The 16571-nt window shown below is 41.2% G+C and carries 12 protein-coding genes; 4 read left to right on the forward strand and 8 right to left on the reverse strand.

Annotated features, from left to right (window positions below; genetic code table 11):
* Positions 1-50: 50 nt before the first annotated feature.
* Both I8748_RS21045 and I8748_RS21050 read right to left on the reverse strand, forming a co-directional pair.
* On the reverse strand, positions 51-2144 hold the full coding sequence (locus I8748_RS21045) for a calcium-binding protein (RefSeq protein WP_198126503.1): 2094 nt from the start codon (positions 2142-2144) through the stop codon (positions 51-53).
* Positions 2145-2834: 690 nt separating this feature from the next.
* Positions 2835-4511 carry a glycosyltransferase family 4 protein gene (locus I8748_RS21050; protein ID WP_198126504.1) on the reverse strand — a complete coding sequence of 559 codons (1677 nt, stop codon included), beginning with the start codon at positions 4509-4511 and terminating at the stop codon, positions 2835-2837.
* A gap of 67 nt (positions 4512-4578) precedes the next feature.
* Here I8748_RS21050 and I8748_RS21055 point away from each other — a divergent pair, with 67 nt between their 5' ends.
* The 3 genes from I8748_RS21055 to I8748_RS21065 all read left to right on the forward strand — a co-directional run bounded on the left by I8748_RS21055 (position 4579) and on the right by I8748_RS21065 (position 9763).
* Positions 4579-7629 (forward strand): bifunctional diguanylate cyclase/phosphodiesterase, encoded by a 3051-nt coding sequence (locus tag I8748_RS21055; RefSeq protein ID WP_198126505.1) that lies wholly within the window; start codon positions 4579-4581, stop codon positions 7627-7629.
* A 223-nt stretch (positions 7630-7852) separates the two neighbouring features.
* Positions 7853-9166 carry an FADH(2)-oxidizing methylenetetrahydrofolate--tRNA-(uracil(54)-C(5))-methyltransferase TrmFO gene (gene trmFO / locus I8748_RS21060; RefSeq protein ID WP_198126506.1) on the forward strand — a complete coding sequence of 438 codons (1314 nt, stop codon included), beginning with the start codon at positions 7853-7855 and terminating at the stop codon, positions 9164-9166.
* A 111-nt stretch (positions 9167-9277) separates the two neighbouring features.
* On the forward strand, positions 9278-9763 hold the full coding sequence (locus tag I8748_RS21065; RefSeq protein ID WP_198126507.1) for a DUF1499 domain-containing protein: 486 nt from the start codon (positions 9278-9280) through the stop codon (positions 9761-9763).
* Positions 9764-9779: 16 nt separating this feature from the next.
* On the opposite strand, the gene I8748_RS21070 is transcribed toward I8748_RS21065, so the two are convergent.
* The 6 genes from I8748_RS21070 to I8748_RS21095 form a co-directional block, all read right to left on the reverse strand.
* Positions 9780-9992, reverse strand: coding sequence for a hypothetical protein (locus I8748_RS21070; protein ID WP_198126508.1), 213 nt, complete (start codon positions 9990-9992; stop codon positions 9780-9782).
* Between the two features lie 106 nt (positions 9993-10098).
* The gene (locus I8748_RS21075) at positions 10099-10524 is read right to left on the reverse strand and encodes an HNH endonuclease (protein ID WP_198126509.1); all 426 of its coding nucleotides are present in this window, start codon (positions 10522-10524) and stop codon (positions 10099-10101) included.
* A gap of 6 nt (positions 10525-10530) precedes the next feature.
* Positions 10531-10935, reverse strand: a complete 405-nt coding sequence (locus tag I8748_RS21080) for a hypothetical protein (protein ID WP_198126510.1) — start codon at positions 10933-10935, stop codon at positions 10531-10533.
* A 100-nt stretch (positions 10936-11035) separates the two neighbouring features.
* Complete coding sequence (locus I8748_RS21085; RefSeq protein WP_198126524.1) at positions 11036-11176, reverse strand: HNH endonuclease; 141 nt, start codon at positions 11174-11176, stop codon at positions 11036-11038.
* Between the two features lie 74 nt (positions 11177-11250).
* Positions 11251-12945: a beta-carotene ketolase CrtO gene (gene crtO / locus I8748_RS21090; RefSeq protein WP_198126511.1), complete on the reverse strand. Its 1695-nt coding sequence runs from the start codon at positions 12943-12945 to the stop codon at positions 11251-11253.
* A gap of 107 nt (positions 12946-13052) precedes the next feature.
* A complete protein-coding gene (locus I8748_RS21095; protein WP_225896495.1) occupies positions 13053-13829 on the reverse strand; it encodes an LmeA family phospholipid-binding protein in 777 nt (258 codons plus the stop codon).
* A 477-nt stretch (positions 13830-14306) separates the two neighbouring features.
* Between I8748_RS21095 and I8748_RS21100 the strand changes: the two genes are divergently transcribed.
* Positions 14307-16520: a phosphoketolase family protein gene (locus tag I8748_RS21100; protein ID WP_198126513.1), complete on the forward strand. Its 2214-nt coding sequence runs from the start codon at positions 14307-14309 to the stop codon at positions 16518-16520.
* Positions 16521-16571: the final 51 nt, after the last annotated feature.

Consider the following 16571-nt stretch of genomic DNA (forward strand, 5'->3'; position numbering starts at 1 on the left):
TTCGGCTGAGGTTGCTATATCTGGTGCTAGCTGAACCCCAGCCGCAAAAATTAAACCACGAAGTTGCTAATAGTCACGTTAGATGCTGTCACGTTATTCAACGTCACTAAAGTACTAAAGCTATCACCACCACCATTGGTATCAATCTGGACTAAAGTATTTGACCCCGACTGTATCCATTGCAAGTAACCAGCGCCAACGGGATTGCTGTCGGAGTAACCTAAGCTAGAGAAAAGAGCATCTAAGTTAATGACATCACCACTGGTTTGGAAATCAGTAATATTGTCACCAGCTTCGCTAAAGGTATAGTAGTAAAACTTGTCATTGCCAGCACCACCAGTTAAAGTATCGTTACCAACACCACCAACTAATGTGTCGTTGCCATCTCCACCAATTAGGGAGTCGTTGCCATCTCCACCATTAAGTGAGTCGTTATCTATTTCGCCATACAGACTATCATTCCCTAGCAAGCCGAGGAGAGTATCATTGCCGTTACCACCATAAAGCCGATCATTGTCATCCCCACCCGATAAATAGTCATTACCGTCAGCGCCGGAAAGATAATCGTTTCCAGCGTCCCCATACAGATAGTCATTATCCTTATAGCCATACAAAGTATCGTTTCCACTTCCCCCCTTGAGGGTATCATTGCCGTCACCCCCAGAAAGATTATCATTACCATTCCCGCCTAACAGGCTATCATTACCATAAGAGGCTGTGAGATCATCATTGCCATCACTGCCATCAAGGGTATCATTACCGTCTCCACCCTCAAGATAATCGTTTCCCACACCGCCATATATTTTGTCGTTACCATATCCTCCATAAAGCAGATCGTTTCCAGATCCACCTGTGAGGGTGTCGTCACCATCTTCACCCTTGAGGTTATCATTACCCGCACCAGCAGTAATGGAGTCGTTACCGACACCGCCATAAATCAGGGCATAACTAGCGGCAGTAACATTGATGATATCGTTACCACTACCTGTATACAGCCTTAACTCTTCAATTTCTTTAAAAGTCGTGCCATTAGACACTGTTCCATTTGAGGTGCTGGTATAGGTGACAGTTAAAGCAGTGGTGGTAGAGGAAAAATCTAAACTCAGGTAATCATTACCTGCACCACCAACTATTGTGTGTACCCCATAACTGTTATAAATCGAGTCGTTTCCGTCTCCGCCATTGAGAGTATCGTTGCCACCATCACCATAAAGAATATCGTTGCCGACCTCACCAAGCAAGGAGTCATTGCCGTTACCACCGTAGAGATAATCGTTGCCATCGCCGCCGTTGAGGGAATCATTACCATTACCGCCGGAAAGATTATCATTTCCTAATCCACCAGTGAGGGAGTCATTGCCGTCACCGCCAGAACCCGAATCATTGCCATCAGCACCATCAAGGGTGTCATTACCGGCATCGCCATTGAGATTGTCATTTCCGTAACCACCATACAACTTGTCATTGTCGGCACCACCGTATAGCTTATCGTTTCCATCTTGACCATAGAGGGTGTCATTGCCGTTACCCCCGGAAAGATAATCATTGCCTGAACCGCCACTGAGACTGTCATTACCGTCATCTCCGTAGAGGTCATCATTACCTGCACCAGTGGTGATAGTGTCATTACCTCCACCACCGTGAATATTGGCATAGGTAGCAGCAGTCACATTGATGCTATCGTTACCACTGCCTGTGTATAATTCTAGACTTTCAATTTCTTTAAACGTCGTGCCATTAGAAACTGTACCTGATGAAGTACTGGTGTAATTGACGGTCAAGGAGGCAGTGGCAGACGATATATTTAATTTGAGATAGTCATTGCCTGCACCACCAACAATGGTATCTTTGCCAGTACCGTCTTCAAAATAATCGTTGCCGTCACCGCCATTTAAGGAATCGTCACCGCTATTACCATACAGGCTATCGTTTCCAGTGCCTCCATCAATCGTATCATTACCATTGTCGCCATAAAGTCGGTCATTGCCATCGCCACCATTTAGTTTGTCATTGTCGTCACCACCAGACAGATAGTCATTACCTAAATCGCCATTGAGGATGTCGTTACCTCCATAGCCGTAAATACTGTCAGCACTAGTAGTGCCATTGAGTGTGTCATTTCCAGCAGTTCCATAAATAGCCATTGAAATTATGCTCCTTTTGGGTATGAAATGATTGCTGTTGGTCTTGGTAAATGCATTTTGTTGTTGCTTGCTATTAGCAAGCAACAAAAGTTACTCAAAAATATTTTTGTTCGACTAGGAAGGCTAAATTAAAGCAGCACAATTGAGATACTTTTTTACGCAAAAAGTACCACCAGTCGAAAATATTTATGTTTTTTACAGATTAAAAGCAAACTCCCTGTGATTTTTTGTAGCAGACACAGAAAGCAAAGCAAATATAACACTTGACTTGATCAGGGATTAAAAATGCTTTTAACCGTGTACAGCATCAATAAAACCATATTTTTTCTAGTATTTCAGAATTGCTTAGCCACATATTTGACATCTTTACAGAAACTTCATAGTTGCATAAGTATTTCTACTGTGTATTTAAAGATTAGCTTAAGTTTATCTAATTGCTTTTGTATTTGGTTATAGATATTGCATTTGACTATACCAATGATTTGTTAGGTTAATTTAAATGTTGGCTAACAAATAACCCGATAAGATAAGGTTTTTAGGCAACTAATTTACAAAATATTAAGCTCATCGTTATGGAGAATTGTTATGAACTCAGGTTCAGGCGATCGCACTCCACTAATCCCTGATGTTAAACCCCCACTTTGGTGAAGTGGAGGCTTTTAAATTTCCGTGTTCCCAGTTTCCAATACTTTAGAGTGAACCTTCCACACGCAGGACATCAAATTTGATGAGATACATTAGGGTGCGAAGTAATAGTGTAGGAGAGACATCTGCGTGTTGTTGGAGGATGGTTGCAATTGATACTGAGCCTTGTTGTGCGATCGCAGCTAAAATTGCATCTATAGTTGCATTTGTAATCCTTTTATCTGCACCAAAATTAGTGAGCCAATTTTGCCTCAATTGTTGCAAATGTTCTGGTGTACTCATGACACCAAGTATTAACACTAAATTTTGGCTTAGTCTTGCACTGGTGTAATGGGCAAACAACCTAAAAGGATCATCACCCAAAGGTGCAGGTGGGCTACCTGGTAGAACTGGTGCAGATATCGGTGCAGTAGCGCGAATTTCTGCTAGTTGCTGCCAAAGGTTTTCATAAGCTGCAATTACCACTTGCCAATCGTAAATTTGTTTAGCGCGTTGTCGTCCATTTTCTCCTAAGCGCTTTCTTAATTCAGGATTCACAATCAACTTTTCTAACGCTTTTGCTGCGGCATCAATATCAACAGCAATTGTCATTGATGAATGAGCAATATAACTACTGTAATTTAAGTTATCACTGAAATATCCATAAGCTAAATCATATCCTGATCCTGGTGGAGGCATTAGCGTCGGAATTCGGAAACCGTCAATTTCATGACGCACAGTCTCTTGGTAACCGTCCCAATCTGAAACAATCACAGGTAAACCAGCCGCCATCGCTTCAATTGGTGTCAGTCCAAAAGTTTCTTGAATGTTATCTACTAAGGAAATAAAAATATCTGCGGCAGACCAAATTCCCACACGAACTTGTGGTTTACGTCCATCAACAAAAATACAATTAACCGACGGACAGAACATTTGAGTACTTTGTTTGAAACTGATTTCTTCTCTTTCGTCTTCAAACCAACCAGCCAAGACAAAATGAATTTTAGTATTAGTTGCTTGTGCTGCTTTTTCTAAAGCTAAATACATTGGTACAGGATGTGCTTTAGCATAAAAGCACAATCTGCCCACAAATAGCACAACAATTTCATCTTGGGGAATGCCAAGTGATTGACGCAGACTTTTGCGGATGTTTGTAGTATTATCGCCGTGGTCAAAGGCACTACAATCAACACCAAGAGGAATAATTGGTAGTTGTATATCAATATTAGGTTTGCCGCCTGTACGTTGAGCTAAATATTCAGCCCAAGTATTGAGAATATGTTCAACAGCAGTTTTGACTGCAATAGAAGTGCAGATTAAAGCATCCCAAGGCTCTATAGGTGCAATGAGTAAATCACCAATACCTTGCATAACTCCTGTACTAGCGATCGTGTGAGTCACACCACAAATACTATATCCCCGTTGTTCGCCAAATCGTCTAGTCCAAGCAAGTTTAGATAGTAGGGGATCGGGTTGATAAATTGTTCCTGCTTTGCTTAGTGACTGATGGTTGCTGGTAGGTAGCCATTGCACTTGTCGAGGACGTTGCATCCAAGGTTGAATGCGTTGGCAAAATTCCGCAAATTCTTTTTGACTGTCTGCGTAGCAATATAGGAATTCCGCTGTTCCATATTGGACAAAAGCTTTAAGAAATCCTTCACCAGCAGCTTGACGGCCTAAAAGTCTTTTGCCTGAAGTATCGTAACCATCTTTTTTGTATAAAATTGCGGCAGTGTTATTCATCCAAGCCACTCATTACTTACTGTTAATAATTGTGTATTCTGACACGATATAAAGATAAAACTTAAGCATGTCTCTTAAGTTTAGTTTCATACTTGCCTTGGTGACTAGATTTATTGGGTTTATGGGAATACCGCTTCGTGTAGTTCTAGTAGTACCTTTTGTACTGCAAATCTTTGCATCTGTAGGACTAACAGCATTTTTTTCGTTAAAAAATGGACAGAAAGCTGTTGATGAGGTTGCTATTCATTTGAGAAACGAAATAGCAAATCGGATTCATTCATATATCACAGATTACATGGAGAAACCCCAAATCGTCACCCAAATAAACGCCAATGCCATTGGTTTTGGTGAGTTGAATTTGAAACAACCCAAAAGTCTAGAACGCCATTTTTGGCATCAAATGGAAATATTCAAGTCTTTCAGCCCGATCGCTTTTGGCAGTGAACAGGGAGAAATTTATGCGGTGGATCGCTTGCATGATGGTTCACTAGTAATCCGCATCAAAAACCAATCAACAGGTGGTAAGTATCATACCTATGCCACAGATAGCCAAGGTAATCGTACTAATTTAATTCGAGTTAGCACAACTTTTGATCCTCGCACTCGTCCTTGGTACACAGAGGCGGTGAAAGCAGGTAAAAATACTTGGACTGAAATTTATCCTTATTTTTCTTCATCAGGTCTAGCAATCAGCGCTACACAACCTATTTATGGACAAAAAAATACTTTATTAGGTGTAACGAATGCAACTTTGTCTCTATCCCAAATTAGTAAGTTTTTGCAAAGTTTAAAAATCGGACGTTCAGGAAAGACATTTATTATCGAGCGTTCTGGAAACTTAGTAGCTAGTTCCACGAATGAACAACTTTTTATACTTAATAATATACCAAGACAGAGGAAGCATAAACGGCTGTCATCTCTAAACAGTAGAGATCGTGTCACTCGTTTAACAGCACAGTATTTGAATGCACACTTTGTTAACTTTAACAATATTCATTCTAGCCAGCAGCTCGACTTTAAAATTGATGGTAAGCGGCAATTCATACATTTAATGCCTTTTCAAGATGACTACGGACTAGATTGGGTAATTGTCGTGGTGGTTCCAAAAACCGACTTTATGGAACATATTGAAGCCAATAAACGAACCACTATTTTACTGTGCTTAGGAACATTGTTACTGACTACAGTAACGGGAGTGATTACTGCTCATTGGATTACTCAACCAATTATCCGCTTAAGTTTAGCCTCTAAGGAAATTGCTAAGGGAAAATTAGACCAAACTGTTGCAGTAGAAGGTATTCAAGAACTAAGAGTGCTTGCTGAGGCTCATAACCAAATGGCTACTCAATTACAAGAGTCATTTGCTCAACTATTAGAGACTAACAGGCGACTAAAAGCTGAGATTGTCGAGCGTAAGCAAGTAGAGGAAGCTTTGCGTCTCAGCGAACAGCGATTTCGATTGGCAATTGATCATATTCCCCATCCATTTATAATTTATGATGCCCAGCGACGTTTGCAGTTTGTCAATGCTTTTGGCATTAACCGCAGTGGTTATTCTGAGGAAGCACTTATTGGTCACACAGATGAAGAACTATTCCCAGATGAAGTTACAAATACTTATTTACCACTGCTGAAAAAAACTGTAGAGACATACACCTTACAAACTGGAGAATGTAAGATTAATTTGCCTGGTGGGATATTTACCATAATTGTTACTTACATTCCACTATTAAATGAACAGGGAGAAATTTATCAAATTCTCGCGCATACCTATGATATTACCGAGCGCAAACGAGTAGAAGAACAATTGCTGCATAATGCTTTTCATGATGCACTAACAGATTTACCAAACCGAGCTTTGTTTATAGAACGCTTAAAATATGCACTCCAGCAAGTTAAGCTACAAGAGAATTATTTATTTGCTGTGCTGTTTATTGACCTGGATCGGTTTAAAGTAATTAATGACAGTCTGGGACACATAATTGGAGACCAATTCTTGCTGGCGATCGCTAGTAGACTAAAAGTATGTCTGCGACCCACGGATTTAGCAGCAAGACTTGGAGGAGATGAATTTACTATTTTACTTGAACCAATTCAAGATGCCTCAGACGCTATTAAACTCGCTGAACGGATTCAACAAGAACTGGTGTCACCTATTGAGCTTGATGGACAAGAAGTGTTTACAACGGCCAGTATTGGCATCGCTTTAAGTTCCACAGTAAACTATAGCCAACCAGAAGACCTGCTTCGAGATGCTGATACGGCAATGTACCGAGCTAAGGCATTGGGTAGAGCGCGCTATGAGCTATTCAACTCAGATATGTATGCGTCAGCTATAGCCAGATTGCACTTAGAAAACGATTTGCGCCGTGCAATTGAACGTCGAGAATTTCGAGTTTATTATCAACCGATTATTTCGCTCACTAGTGGTTCTATTATTGGTTTTGAGGCTCTGCTACGCTGGCAACATCCAGAACGTGGTTTGGTTAATCCGGGAGATTTTATCTCTTTAGCAGAAGAAACTGGACTAATTATCGAGATTGGCTATTGGACACTGCATGAGGCATGTCAGCAGATGCAAGCTTGGCGATTCAACGAGTATCCCAGCTTAGAGAAAATTATTGTTAATCTTTCTATAAAACAGTTTTCTCAACCAAATTTAATTAAGCAGATTGAGCAGATTTTACGCTCAACTGGTATTGACCACAGCATTTTAATTTTAGAGATTACTGAAAGCGTAATTATGGAAAACAGCGAGCAAACAACCGCTACTCTCTCACAAATTCGAGAGTTGGGCGTTGAAATATCAATTGATGACTTTGGTACAGGTCACTCTTCATTAGCCCGTCTTTCTAGCTTTCCGATTAGTGTGTTGAAGATTGACAAATCATTCATCAGTCAGATGGATTCTAATAGCAGAAATTTAGAAATTATTGAGATCATTGTCACACTAGCACAAAAACTAGGTATAAAGGTGACTGCCGAAGGAATAGAAACTAAAGAACAACTAGCTTGTATTAAACAATTGAACTGTGAATATGCTCAAGGATATTTTTTCTCGCCTCCATTGAATAGCTCAGATGCATCAGCATTAATTATGGCAAATCCTCAATGGTGATGTTTTGATAAATTTAAATACTTCAATTTTTTAATAATCAAGAAACAACTCAGCTGTTAATTGATAAATAGATAGAAGAAATTATTTTAGTTACTCAACTTCATAATTGGAAAATTCTAAAATTGTTAGCTACCAAGAATTATTACTTAAATTATAATAAACATCATACAGATACATTCCCAGCAAATTATCTTCAACTAAACTAGGAATCAAAATTTTAACTATGACTCAACAACCGATACAAGTAATTGGAGGTGGACTAGCTGGGACAGAAGCAGCTTGGCAAATCGCCCAGGCTGGTGTGCCTGTGATTCTCCATGAAATGCGCCCCAAACGCTTCAGCCCTGCCCATCATACAGAACATTTGGCAGAATTGGTGTGTAGTAATTCCTTTGGGGCAATGGCAAGCGATCGCGCCACTGGATTGTTGCACGAAGAATTACGTCAACTTAATTCAATTGTCATCGCAAAAGCTGATGAACACGCTGTCCCGGCTGGGGGTGCGTTGGCTGTAGACAGAGGACAATTTAGCGAAGATTTAACACAAACTGTATCCAACCATCCTTTAGTTGAATTTCGTCGCGGCGAAGTCCCAAGCATTCCCGAAGGAATTGTAGTTTTGGCGACTGGGCCTTTAACTAGTCCCGACTTAGCCGAAGAATTGCACCGCTTAACGGGAATGGAATATCTCAGCTTTTTTGATGCCGCTAGCCCGATTATTGTGGGAGAATCGATTAACCGCGATATTGCTTTTATGGCATCACGTTATGACAAGGGTGAAGCTGCTTATCTCAACTGCCCAATGAATAAAGAGCAGTATTTGCGGTTTTGGGAAGAACTGCGCCAAGCTGAACAAACAGAACTCAAGGATTTTGAACGGGAAACGGCGAAGTTTTTTGAAGCTTGTTTGCCAATAGAAGAATTAGCACAGCGCGGCGAAGATACAATGCGCTTCGGCCCCCTCAAGCCAGTGGGGTTGTCTGACAGCCGTACTGGTGAACGTCCTTATGCGGTGGTGCAGTTGCGACAAGAAGACAAAGCCGGTCAACTTTGGAATATGGTAGGATTCCAAACTAACTTGCGTTGGGGTGAACAAAAGCGTGTATTTAGACTAATTCCAGGTTTGGAGGAAGCGGAATTTGTCAGGCTGGGAGTGATGCACCGCAATACGTTTATTAATGCTCCCCAGTTGATGCATCCTAGCCTGCAATTTAAACAACGTCCGACTTTGTTCGCTGCGGGACAGTTGATTGGTACTGAAGGTTACACTGCGGCGGCGGCGGGTGGCTGCTTGGCTGGGAGAAATGCGGCGCGTCTGGCTTTGGGTTTGGAACCGTTGGTTATACCACCGACAACGATGATGGGGGCGCTGTTTGAGTTTATCAGTTCTGCTTCACCGAAACATTTTCAGCCGATGCCGCCGAATTTTGGCATTTTGCCAGATTTGGGTGTGAAGATTAAGAATAAGCAGGAGCGTTATGGACGTTACCGCGATCGCTCTTTGGCTGATTTGGCAAATTGGAAAGGTAGTTTGTGATTTCTCACGCAGAGACGCAGAGTAGGGGTGTACAGCTGTACGCCCCTACAATTTCCCTGAAATAGCTGAAAATAATTGAGTGCTATTTAAAGCTTGAGGAGTAGATTTATCATGTCTGGTTTGTTAAATGCGATCGCGCGGCGGCTCGTTTTGAGTGTTTTTGCAATACTCCTAACCCTAAGTTGTGGTCTAATACTTGCTACCCCTAGTTGGGCTGCTTCTAGTTTGGGAGTTAATAACGGTCATCTGAGTGCTTGTCCAGCCTCAAACAACTGTGTTGTGAGTCAAAATGCAGATGCCAAACATGCTATTGACCCGATTCCTTATCATGTAAGCCGTGATGCAGCTAGAGAAACTTTACTCAAAGTTCTTACGGTTGTTCCCCGTACAGAAGTAATAGAACAAACAGATAATTACATCCACGCTCTTTCTAAAAGCCGCATTTTCAAATTTATTGATGATGTAGAGTTTTATTTCCCTCCCGATGAGTCAGTGATTGAGCTGCGATCGGCATCTCGCGTGGGAGAATCGGATCTTGGTGTTAACCGCAGGCGTATGGAGCAAATTCGTTTGGCTTTACGCGATTTAAACATTTAATTTTGGCGATTTCTGATTACTGAGAAGCCTTTCTAGTTTCAGTTGGTGGATGTTGAATTTTTCCCTCGCTGTAACCTAAATCGTACATACTAGCAGCTTGAGAATCTTGTTCTGGTGATGCTTTGGGTTTTCCAGCCCAGGCATCAGATTTTCCTAAACTAAACCAATCTTCATCACTGATCCCAGAACTGAATGTATTAAAAGTTATTTTTTTGATGTAGGCATCCATAACTATCTCGGAGTTCTACAAATAGCGCTTGTACATTACTCTATTGCTATAATGACAATTGTTTTGGTGAAGATTACCTCTGCCGCAGGTATGAAAGAAACCATTGTCAGTCAGCAGGAGGATGCCAACCGCTAACTACCCAGCGCTTCCGAGCAACAATGATTACAGGGTTATTCATTCGCAGCCGCACAACAGTAGCCCGACCAATACCAGTTAGGCCTTCAACCCTTGTAAAATCAGGACTCCAGGCAAAATGCTCAAACCATACCTGGGTGCGGGGATTGAAAAGTGACAGAGTTTCTCCTGTCAAGGGGTCTATAGCTTGAGTTGAGTCCCCTTTGAATTCATTACATGAACGACAGGCTAAACAAACATTCTCAAAGCATGTTTTTCCACCCTGAGAAATTGGTTGGATATGGTCATGCGTCATAGGAATTCCACTATTGGCTTCGGATGTCAAGCAATAGCAGCAACGTGCTTTGTCTTTATCTGCAATTTGGTTTCGTAAACTTTCAGGAATATATGTAGACACGACAATTTAAGGGGTTGGCACATTATATCCCCGCCACCGGAGTAATACTGCTGCTTGGGCTTTGCGTAACATGAAAAGGTCAGCCTCATACCGTAGTGTCATTAACTCTGAGCGTTCCGCTTGTGTTAGCGTACCTCTAGAATTGCTCTCAAGCAGGATATTGTATCGCTCCATATCAGCTGCTGTTTTACGACTATGAACAATTTGCCAAAGAGTGTTATCGTTTAGCTTATCTAAGGATGCAAGGTCAGCTTGAAATTCCTCTGGTACATCATCCCATGCAGGGGGGCTGCCTACTTGTAGTGCATGAAGTATTACTTCTTCCAAGGGGCGCTGGGTCGCATGGGCAGTATTGACCAAGCGTTGATAGAGGATTTCAGGGATTTGAAGAGTAACAATTTCAGCAGACATATTTATTTTCTAGCATTTCTAAATTTTTGATGACGAGACTTGCATTAATTTTGCCATTTGAGGAAATTTCTGATCTTAATTTTAGGATATAGTTTCCTATTTAGTTTTTTACGGTTGTATTACAAAATGGATGAGTAAGCTGTGCATTGTCCAGAGTACCTAAGCCACCATCCACTTTCCTTTTTATGTGGTCTACTGAGATAGAGTTTATATGCAGAGAAGCACCACATATTTTATTAATTTTGCTTAATACTTAACTGCCAAGACGCAAAGATACGAAACCTTTCTTCGCACCTTTGCGTCTTTCAGTCAAACCTAAATAATTCCAAACACTGACCCGACAGTTGACTTAATCGAATCTCTTGCATCTTTGAAAGTCTGGGCAATGGGATGCTTATTCTGCAAAAACGATCGCGCACAATTGCGTCCTGGCATTCCAGAAATTGAACCACCCGGATGAGTACCCGCCCCAGTCAAATACAGATTTTCAATGGGGGTTTTGTAGTTGGCTATTTCTGGTAAAGGACGGAAAAATACCATCTGATCTAAGGTCATATCAATATGATAGTAATTCCCCTTGTACGCACCCAATCTTTCGCCTAGTTCAGCTGGACTTTCTACACGGCGGGCGATGGTTGCGTTTTTCACATTGGGTGCATAAGTTGCTAATTTGTCAACTACCCTATCTGCAACTTTGTTTTTTAATTCATCAGTCCAACCAGTACCTTTCAAACCTGTACCTTCTGCACCTGCAATTTGATAAGGAGCGAAAAATTCAATCCACACGGTATGTTTACCTGGTGGCGCTAAACTAGGGTCTAAATAGCTAGGCATCACCACATACATTGATGGGTCAGAATCGGGTATCTCACCCAAGGTACATTTACTATGAGCCTGTTCAACGTGAGACACGGAATCTGCTATCAAGATGGAACCAACAAGATATTCATCTTTGTGGGCGTGGTAGGGAAAATGTAGGGGTTCGTCTAAAGCCAAGTCTATCTTGAGGATAGTTTCATTATTGTTAACGATACGGCGTTCTAATCTTTCCCACAAGTCGGGATCTGCTGCATCGACATCGCTTTTATCAGTCATTTGTAAAAACAACCGTTTGGCATCGATGTTAGAAATCACACCGTATTTAGCACGGTATTCTTTACCACCAGCAACCCGCACGCCAACAGCTTTACCATCGTCAATTAAAACTTTTTCAACGTGCTGATCTGTGAGAATGACGCCGCCTTTACTTTTAACTAAATTCACCAAAGCTTGCACAAGTGCGCCAGTACCACCGCGTGGTCTTGCCATTCCAGGGTTATGACGCATTGCCATCATAATTGCACCAATACCAAGGGTTTTTTGCGATGGTGGCGCACCCAGTTCTGATGCTAGTCTTGCTAGTGGCGCTTTGAGAAATTCTGAATCAAACCACTCATTGAGTGAATCTTCAGCACTGGTTAACATGGTGCGAATAAAGTCCAGTGTTTTGTTGGGAGAACCAATTACTGAAAATAAATCTTTGAGTTTTGTGATATCGTAGTTACCGACAATATCGATAACTGATTTTGGTGGTGCATTAAATATGGGTATCATTGCACCGAGTGCCCGTTGCCAGTAGTCTGTAAATTCTGCGTATTTTTTGGCATCGCGATCGCTATATCTGGCAATTTCTGCACAAGTCTTTTCTACAGATTTATGCGCTAAGAAATACTTGCCATCGGGATGGGGACAAAATACAACTGGATCGCACTCCAGATATTCCAAGCCGTATTTTGTTAGTTCTAATTCTTCAACAACTGGCCCCAGGTGAATAAATTCGTGATCGATAGCACACAAGTTAAACTTAAATCCTGGGGCTTCTTGTGGTAAACATTCTTCTGTTGTTGCTGCCCCACCTGGAACTGAACGCTTTTCTAGTAGTAGAACGCTATAACCAGCTTTCAGCAAATAAGCTGCACACACTAGGCCATTGTGTCCTGCACCAATAATTACAACGTCATACTCTTGCATATCTGTTATTTTAGAATCAACTAGCTTATTTAGTTTAAAAAACTTTCTCAGCAATCTCCATCACTCATTAGTTACAAAACTTAGTATTTATTTTAAAATATATCATACTAAGGATATAGTATATCTGAAGATGAGGGAATTTGCTTCACGTAAGCTTCTACCAAAAGTTTTAAACTATTTTTTTCTGCTTTTATATCTTTAATACTAATCGTCATATCTTCCCACTTTAAATGTCGTATCTTGAGGAGTTTTTTGACTTTCTTGAGCAAAGCTGTGATGAATTCTAATGATATACCCTCTCCCTCAATACAGTTGAAACTCTCCACCATCAATGTTTTTGAGTCAAAACGTGGGCTAATTCTGACTGTGTAAGCTAATGGTTGAGTATTTTCTCTTTCCTTGATTAGTAGTCTTCCCTTCAATTCGATTTTGCTATCTTCAGGTAAAAGCACCTGAGTTTCTTGCAAATCTAAACTCAGAGTTTCGCCATCTATATCTAATTGCAAGTTTTCTGTAAAATCCCGAATAAAATCTGTCTGCAATATGTGGTTAATATCAGATTCTGTGAGTATAATGCGAGCAACAGCATTAACCGGTTCATCTAATTTAATTTGACCCAAAAGAGCGCTGAAGGGACTGATAGAAATGTTATCTGTTTGCAGTTTGATTTCTTGGACGCGGATATCTTCTTGTATTACTAATCCTTGACCAGTAACGGAAACTGCCTCTGCTTTTCCCTGAACAATTTTCAACAGATCAGTTTGCACATCTATGTCGATTTTTTCTACTTCATCCAGTTGTTGTGATATTCTTATTTCGGCTGCGTGGGATAGTAATTGTGCTTCTAAAGGTTGCTCATCAGGCATGTATACAAATTTCCTCATCTTCTATTACTGTTTACTTTAGACGCTGGATATCAAGAAAGTATCTATATCACGGAATATCCAAATTGGAATATAAAACAATTATGCAACAATAACTTTTAACTTGAAGATTTCAGGCGATCGCCTGATTATAAATATACTTATAAAATTTTATACAAATTTAAATGATATTTGCGATATATGGACTCATACCAATTCGTAATTCGTAATTCGTAATTGTAGAGACGATTCGGCGAATCGTCTCTACTCAGATATGGCATGGCTTTCGGGGTTTGAATGTGTTGCCTCATTTTAGAGAATTGGTATAACTGTAGCGGTGTACAACTGAAACTCATAAATTATTGTTGAGTAACGATTTAAACTATTTATCCTGAAGTTGCAAAAAAGCAATCAACTGTTACAACCTGAAAGATGTAAAATTTCTGTTAAATTAAACCAGCATCTTCTATCATTTCCTTTTTGTATAAGGTACTCAGCATGACGGCAATTACCCCAAAAGCATCTTCAGCACTTCCCGATTTTTGTGAAGGAATTCAATATTTTAGTGAAGTGCTACCAGGTTTTGAAACCTATGGTGCAACCCCTGCTGTAGAGTCGGGCAAAGTAGCGATCGCATCTCCTACAGAACCAAATGCTGTGTATCAGACTTTACTTGCAGCCGATGCTTTACGTTACCTGATATTACAAATCACGGGTAGTAAAGCTTCTGGACATCCAGGCGGATTTGCCAGCCAAGCGGAAGCTTATGCGGCTCTTGTCATGCTGGGATATAAAAACATTATCACTGAAGTGGGACACCACGCCCCCGGATTTTATAGTGCCATGTTCCTGGATCGCTCATTAGAGGATATGGGAATTTTCACAGTACAACAATTGCGCGATCGCTTCCGAGAAAAGCATGGACTTTTAGGACATCTTTCTGGTTACATACCAGGTATTCTCGCACCAGCGGGGCCTTTGGGGCAAGGACAACACTTTGCAATGGCAGCTGCATTGCTACATCAAGACAAGTTATTTCCCTTTACCCTTGGCGATGGGGGATTGGGTGAACCTTATATTGTAAGTGCGATCGCTCACTTCCACACCGCTTACCCCACTGTCACCAACTTTTTGCCAGTACTCGTGTGGAACGGTTACAGCCAAGAACACCACAGTATGGTTTCCCTCAAAACCAACGAACAAATGCAAGCATATTGGCAAGGTAACGGTTTTGATGAAGTCGTGTTAGTCGATGCCAAAGAATTTGACGATCAAAACCAACCAGGGGATTACGTTGATAGTACCGCCTTTTCTTTAGAACAGCGGTTAGCCTTTACCAAAGCTGTACTTGTTGGTGTAGATAAAGCAGCAGGTTCAGCCCTCAATGGTAAACTTACCGTCTTCATCATTAAACAACTTAAAGGTGCAGGAGTTCATGCCAGGGGTGCAAAATCTCACAACCTCTATCCTAAAGATACCCTCGATGCTCCCCATATAGTTAGCGCATTGCAAGCGCGTGCTTTAGCACCAGAAGTATGGCAAATTGTACGCACAAACGCCGAACGTGCTGGTGGAGGCCCGGCTGCTAAAACCGTGGTGACAGAATTTGAATTCCCATTGCCAGACTTAGGTAAATTACCTTTAGAAGAATATGCAGTCAGTGGAGAACCGAAAGTTTCCACAACCGCAATGGGACGGTTAGTGGGAATAGTGGGACAAAAAGATAAAAATTTCCTTGTCACCAACGCTGACGGTAACGAAGCATCAGGAATTGCCAACATCAACCAAGCACTCAAAATCATTCACCCCACAACCGACGACTTATACAACCAAGCACCAAACGGACAAGTTTACGAACCATTGAGTGAAGATGCTTGTGCAGGTTTAGCTGCTGGTTTATCGCTGATGGGTGCGAGAACTCTATGGTGTTCCTACGAATCTTTTGCCATTAACGGATTACCAATTTGGCAAACTGTAACGCAAGCAATGGCAGAATTGCGGCGTCAAACTCCCTCAACAATTACCTTATTCACAGCTGGCGCATTAGAGCAAGGGCGCAACGGTTGGACTCATCAACGTCCAGAAATTGAAGCTTATTTTGCTTCGCTGATGCGAAATGGTAATGTCTTCCCATTATTTCCCCCCGATGCTAACAGTATTCAAGTTTGTTATGACTGGGCGTTAACAACTAAGAATAAGGGAATTGTTATTACTGCAAGTAAGTCACCATTACCAATTCGCACAACTTTTGCCCAAACTCGTCAAGGATTACAAGATGGTGCAGTAGTGTTGTATGAAGTTGCAGGAGATAAAAAAGTTGTGTTTGCTGTCATTGGCGACATGACATTATTACCAGTATTTGAAGCTGCCGCTTTCTTAGAAAATGAAGGTATTGGTGCCAAGATTGTTTCTGTAATTAATCCTCGTCGATTGTATCGTCCTGATGATACTGCCTGGGATACTTGTTCAGAACCCGATGGTGGTTTTTTGGATGATGTTAAATTTGCCGAATTATTTGGTGGTGATGCATTAATTGGTGTGACTGGTGGTGCAGCTGCCATGCTGGAACCAATTTTGTTACGCACTACAGTCAAGCGCGATACCTTCGCCTGGAAGCGTGGAGAAACCACAGCCAGTGCTGGCGAGTTGATGGCGTTTAATGGTTTGACAGTGGAGGCGTTGACCAAAAGGGCAATTCAATTAGTGCATTAAAGCTGGAATAGTTTCTACTTTTATCGCATTTATACAAACATATATGAATGC

Origin of the sequence: Amazonocrinis nigriterrae CENA67, from assembly GCF_016056305.1 — a bacterium.
In the GTDB taxonomy this organism is placed as follows: Bacteria; Cyanobacteriota; Cyanobacteriia; order Cyanobacteriales; family Nostocaceae; genus Amazonocrinis; species Amazonocrinis nigriterrae.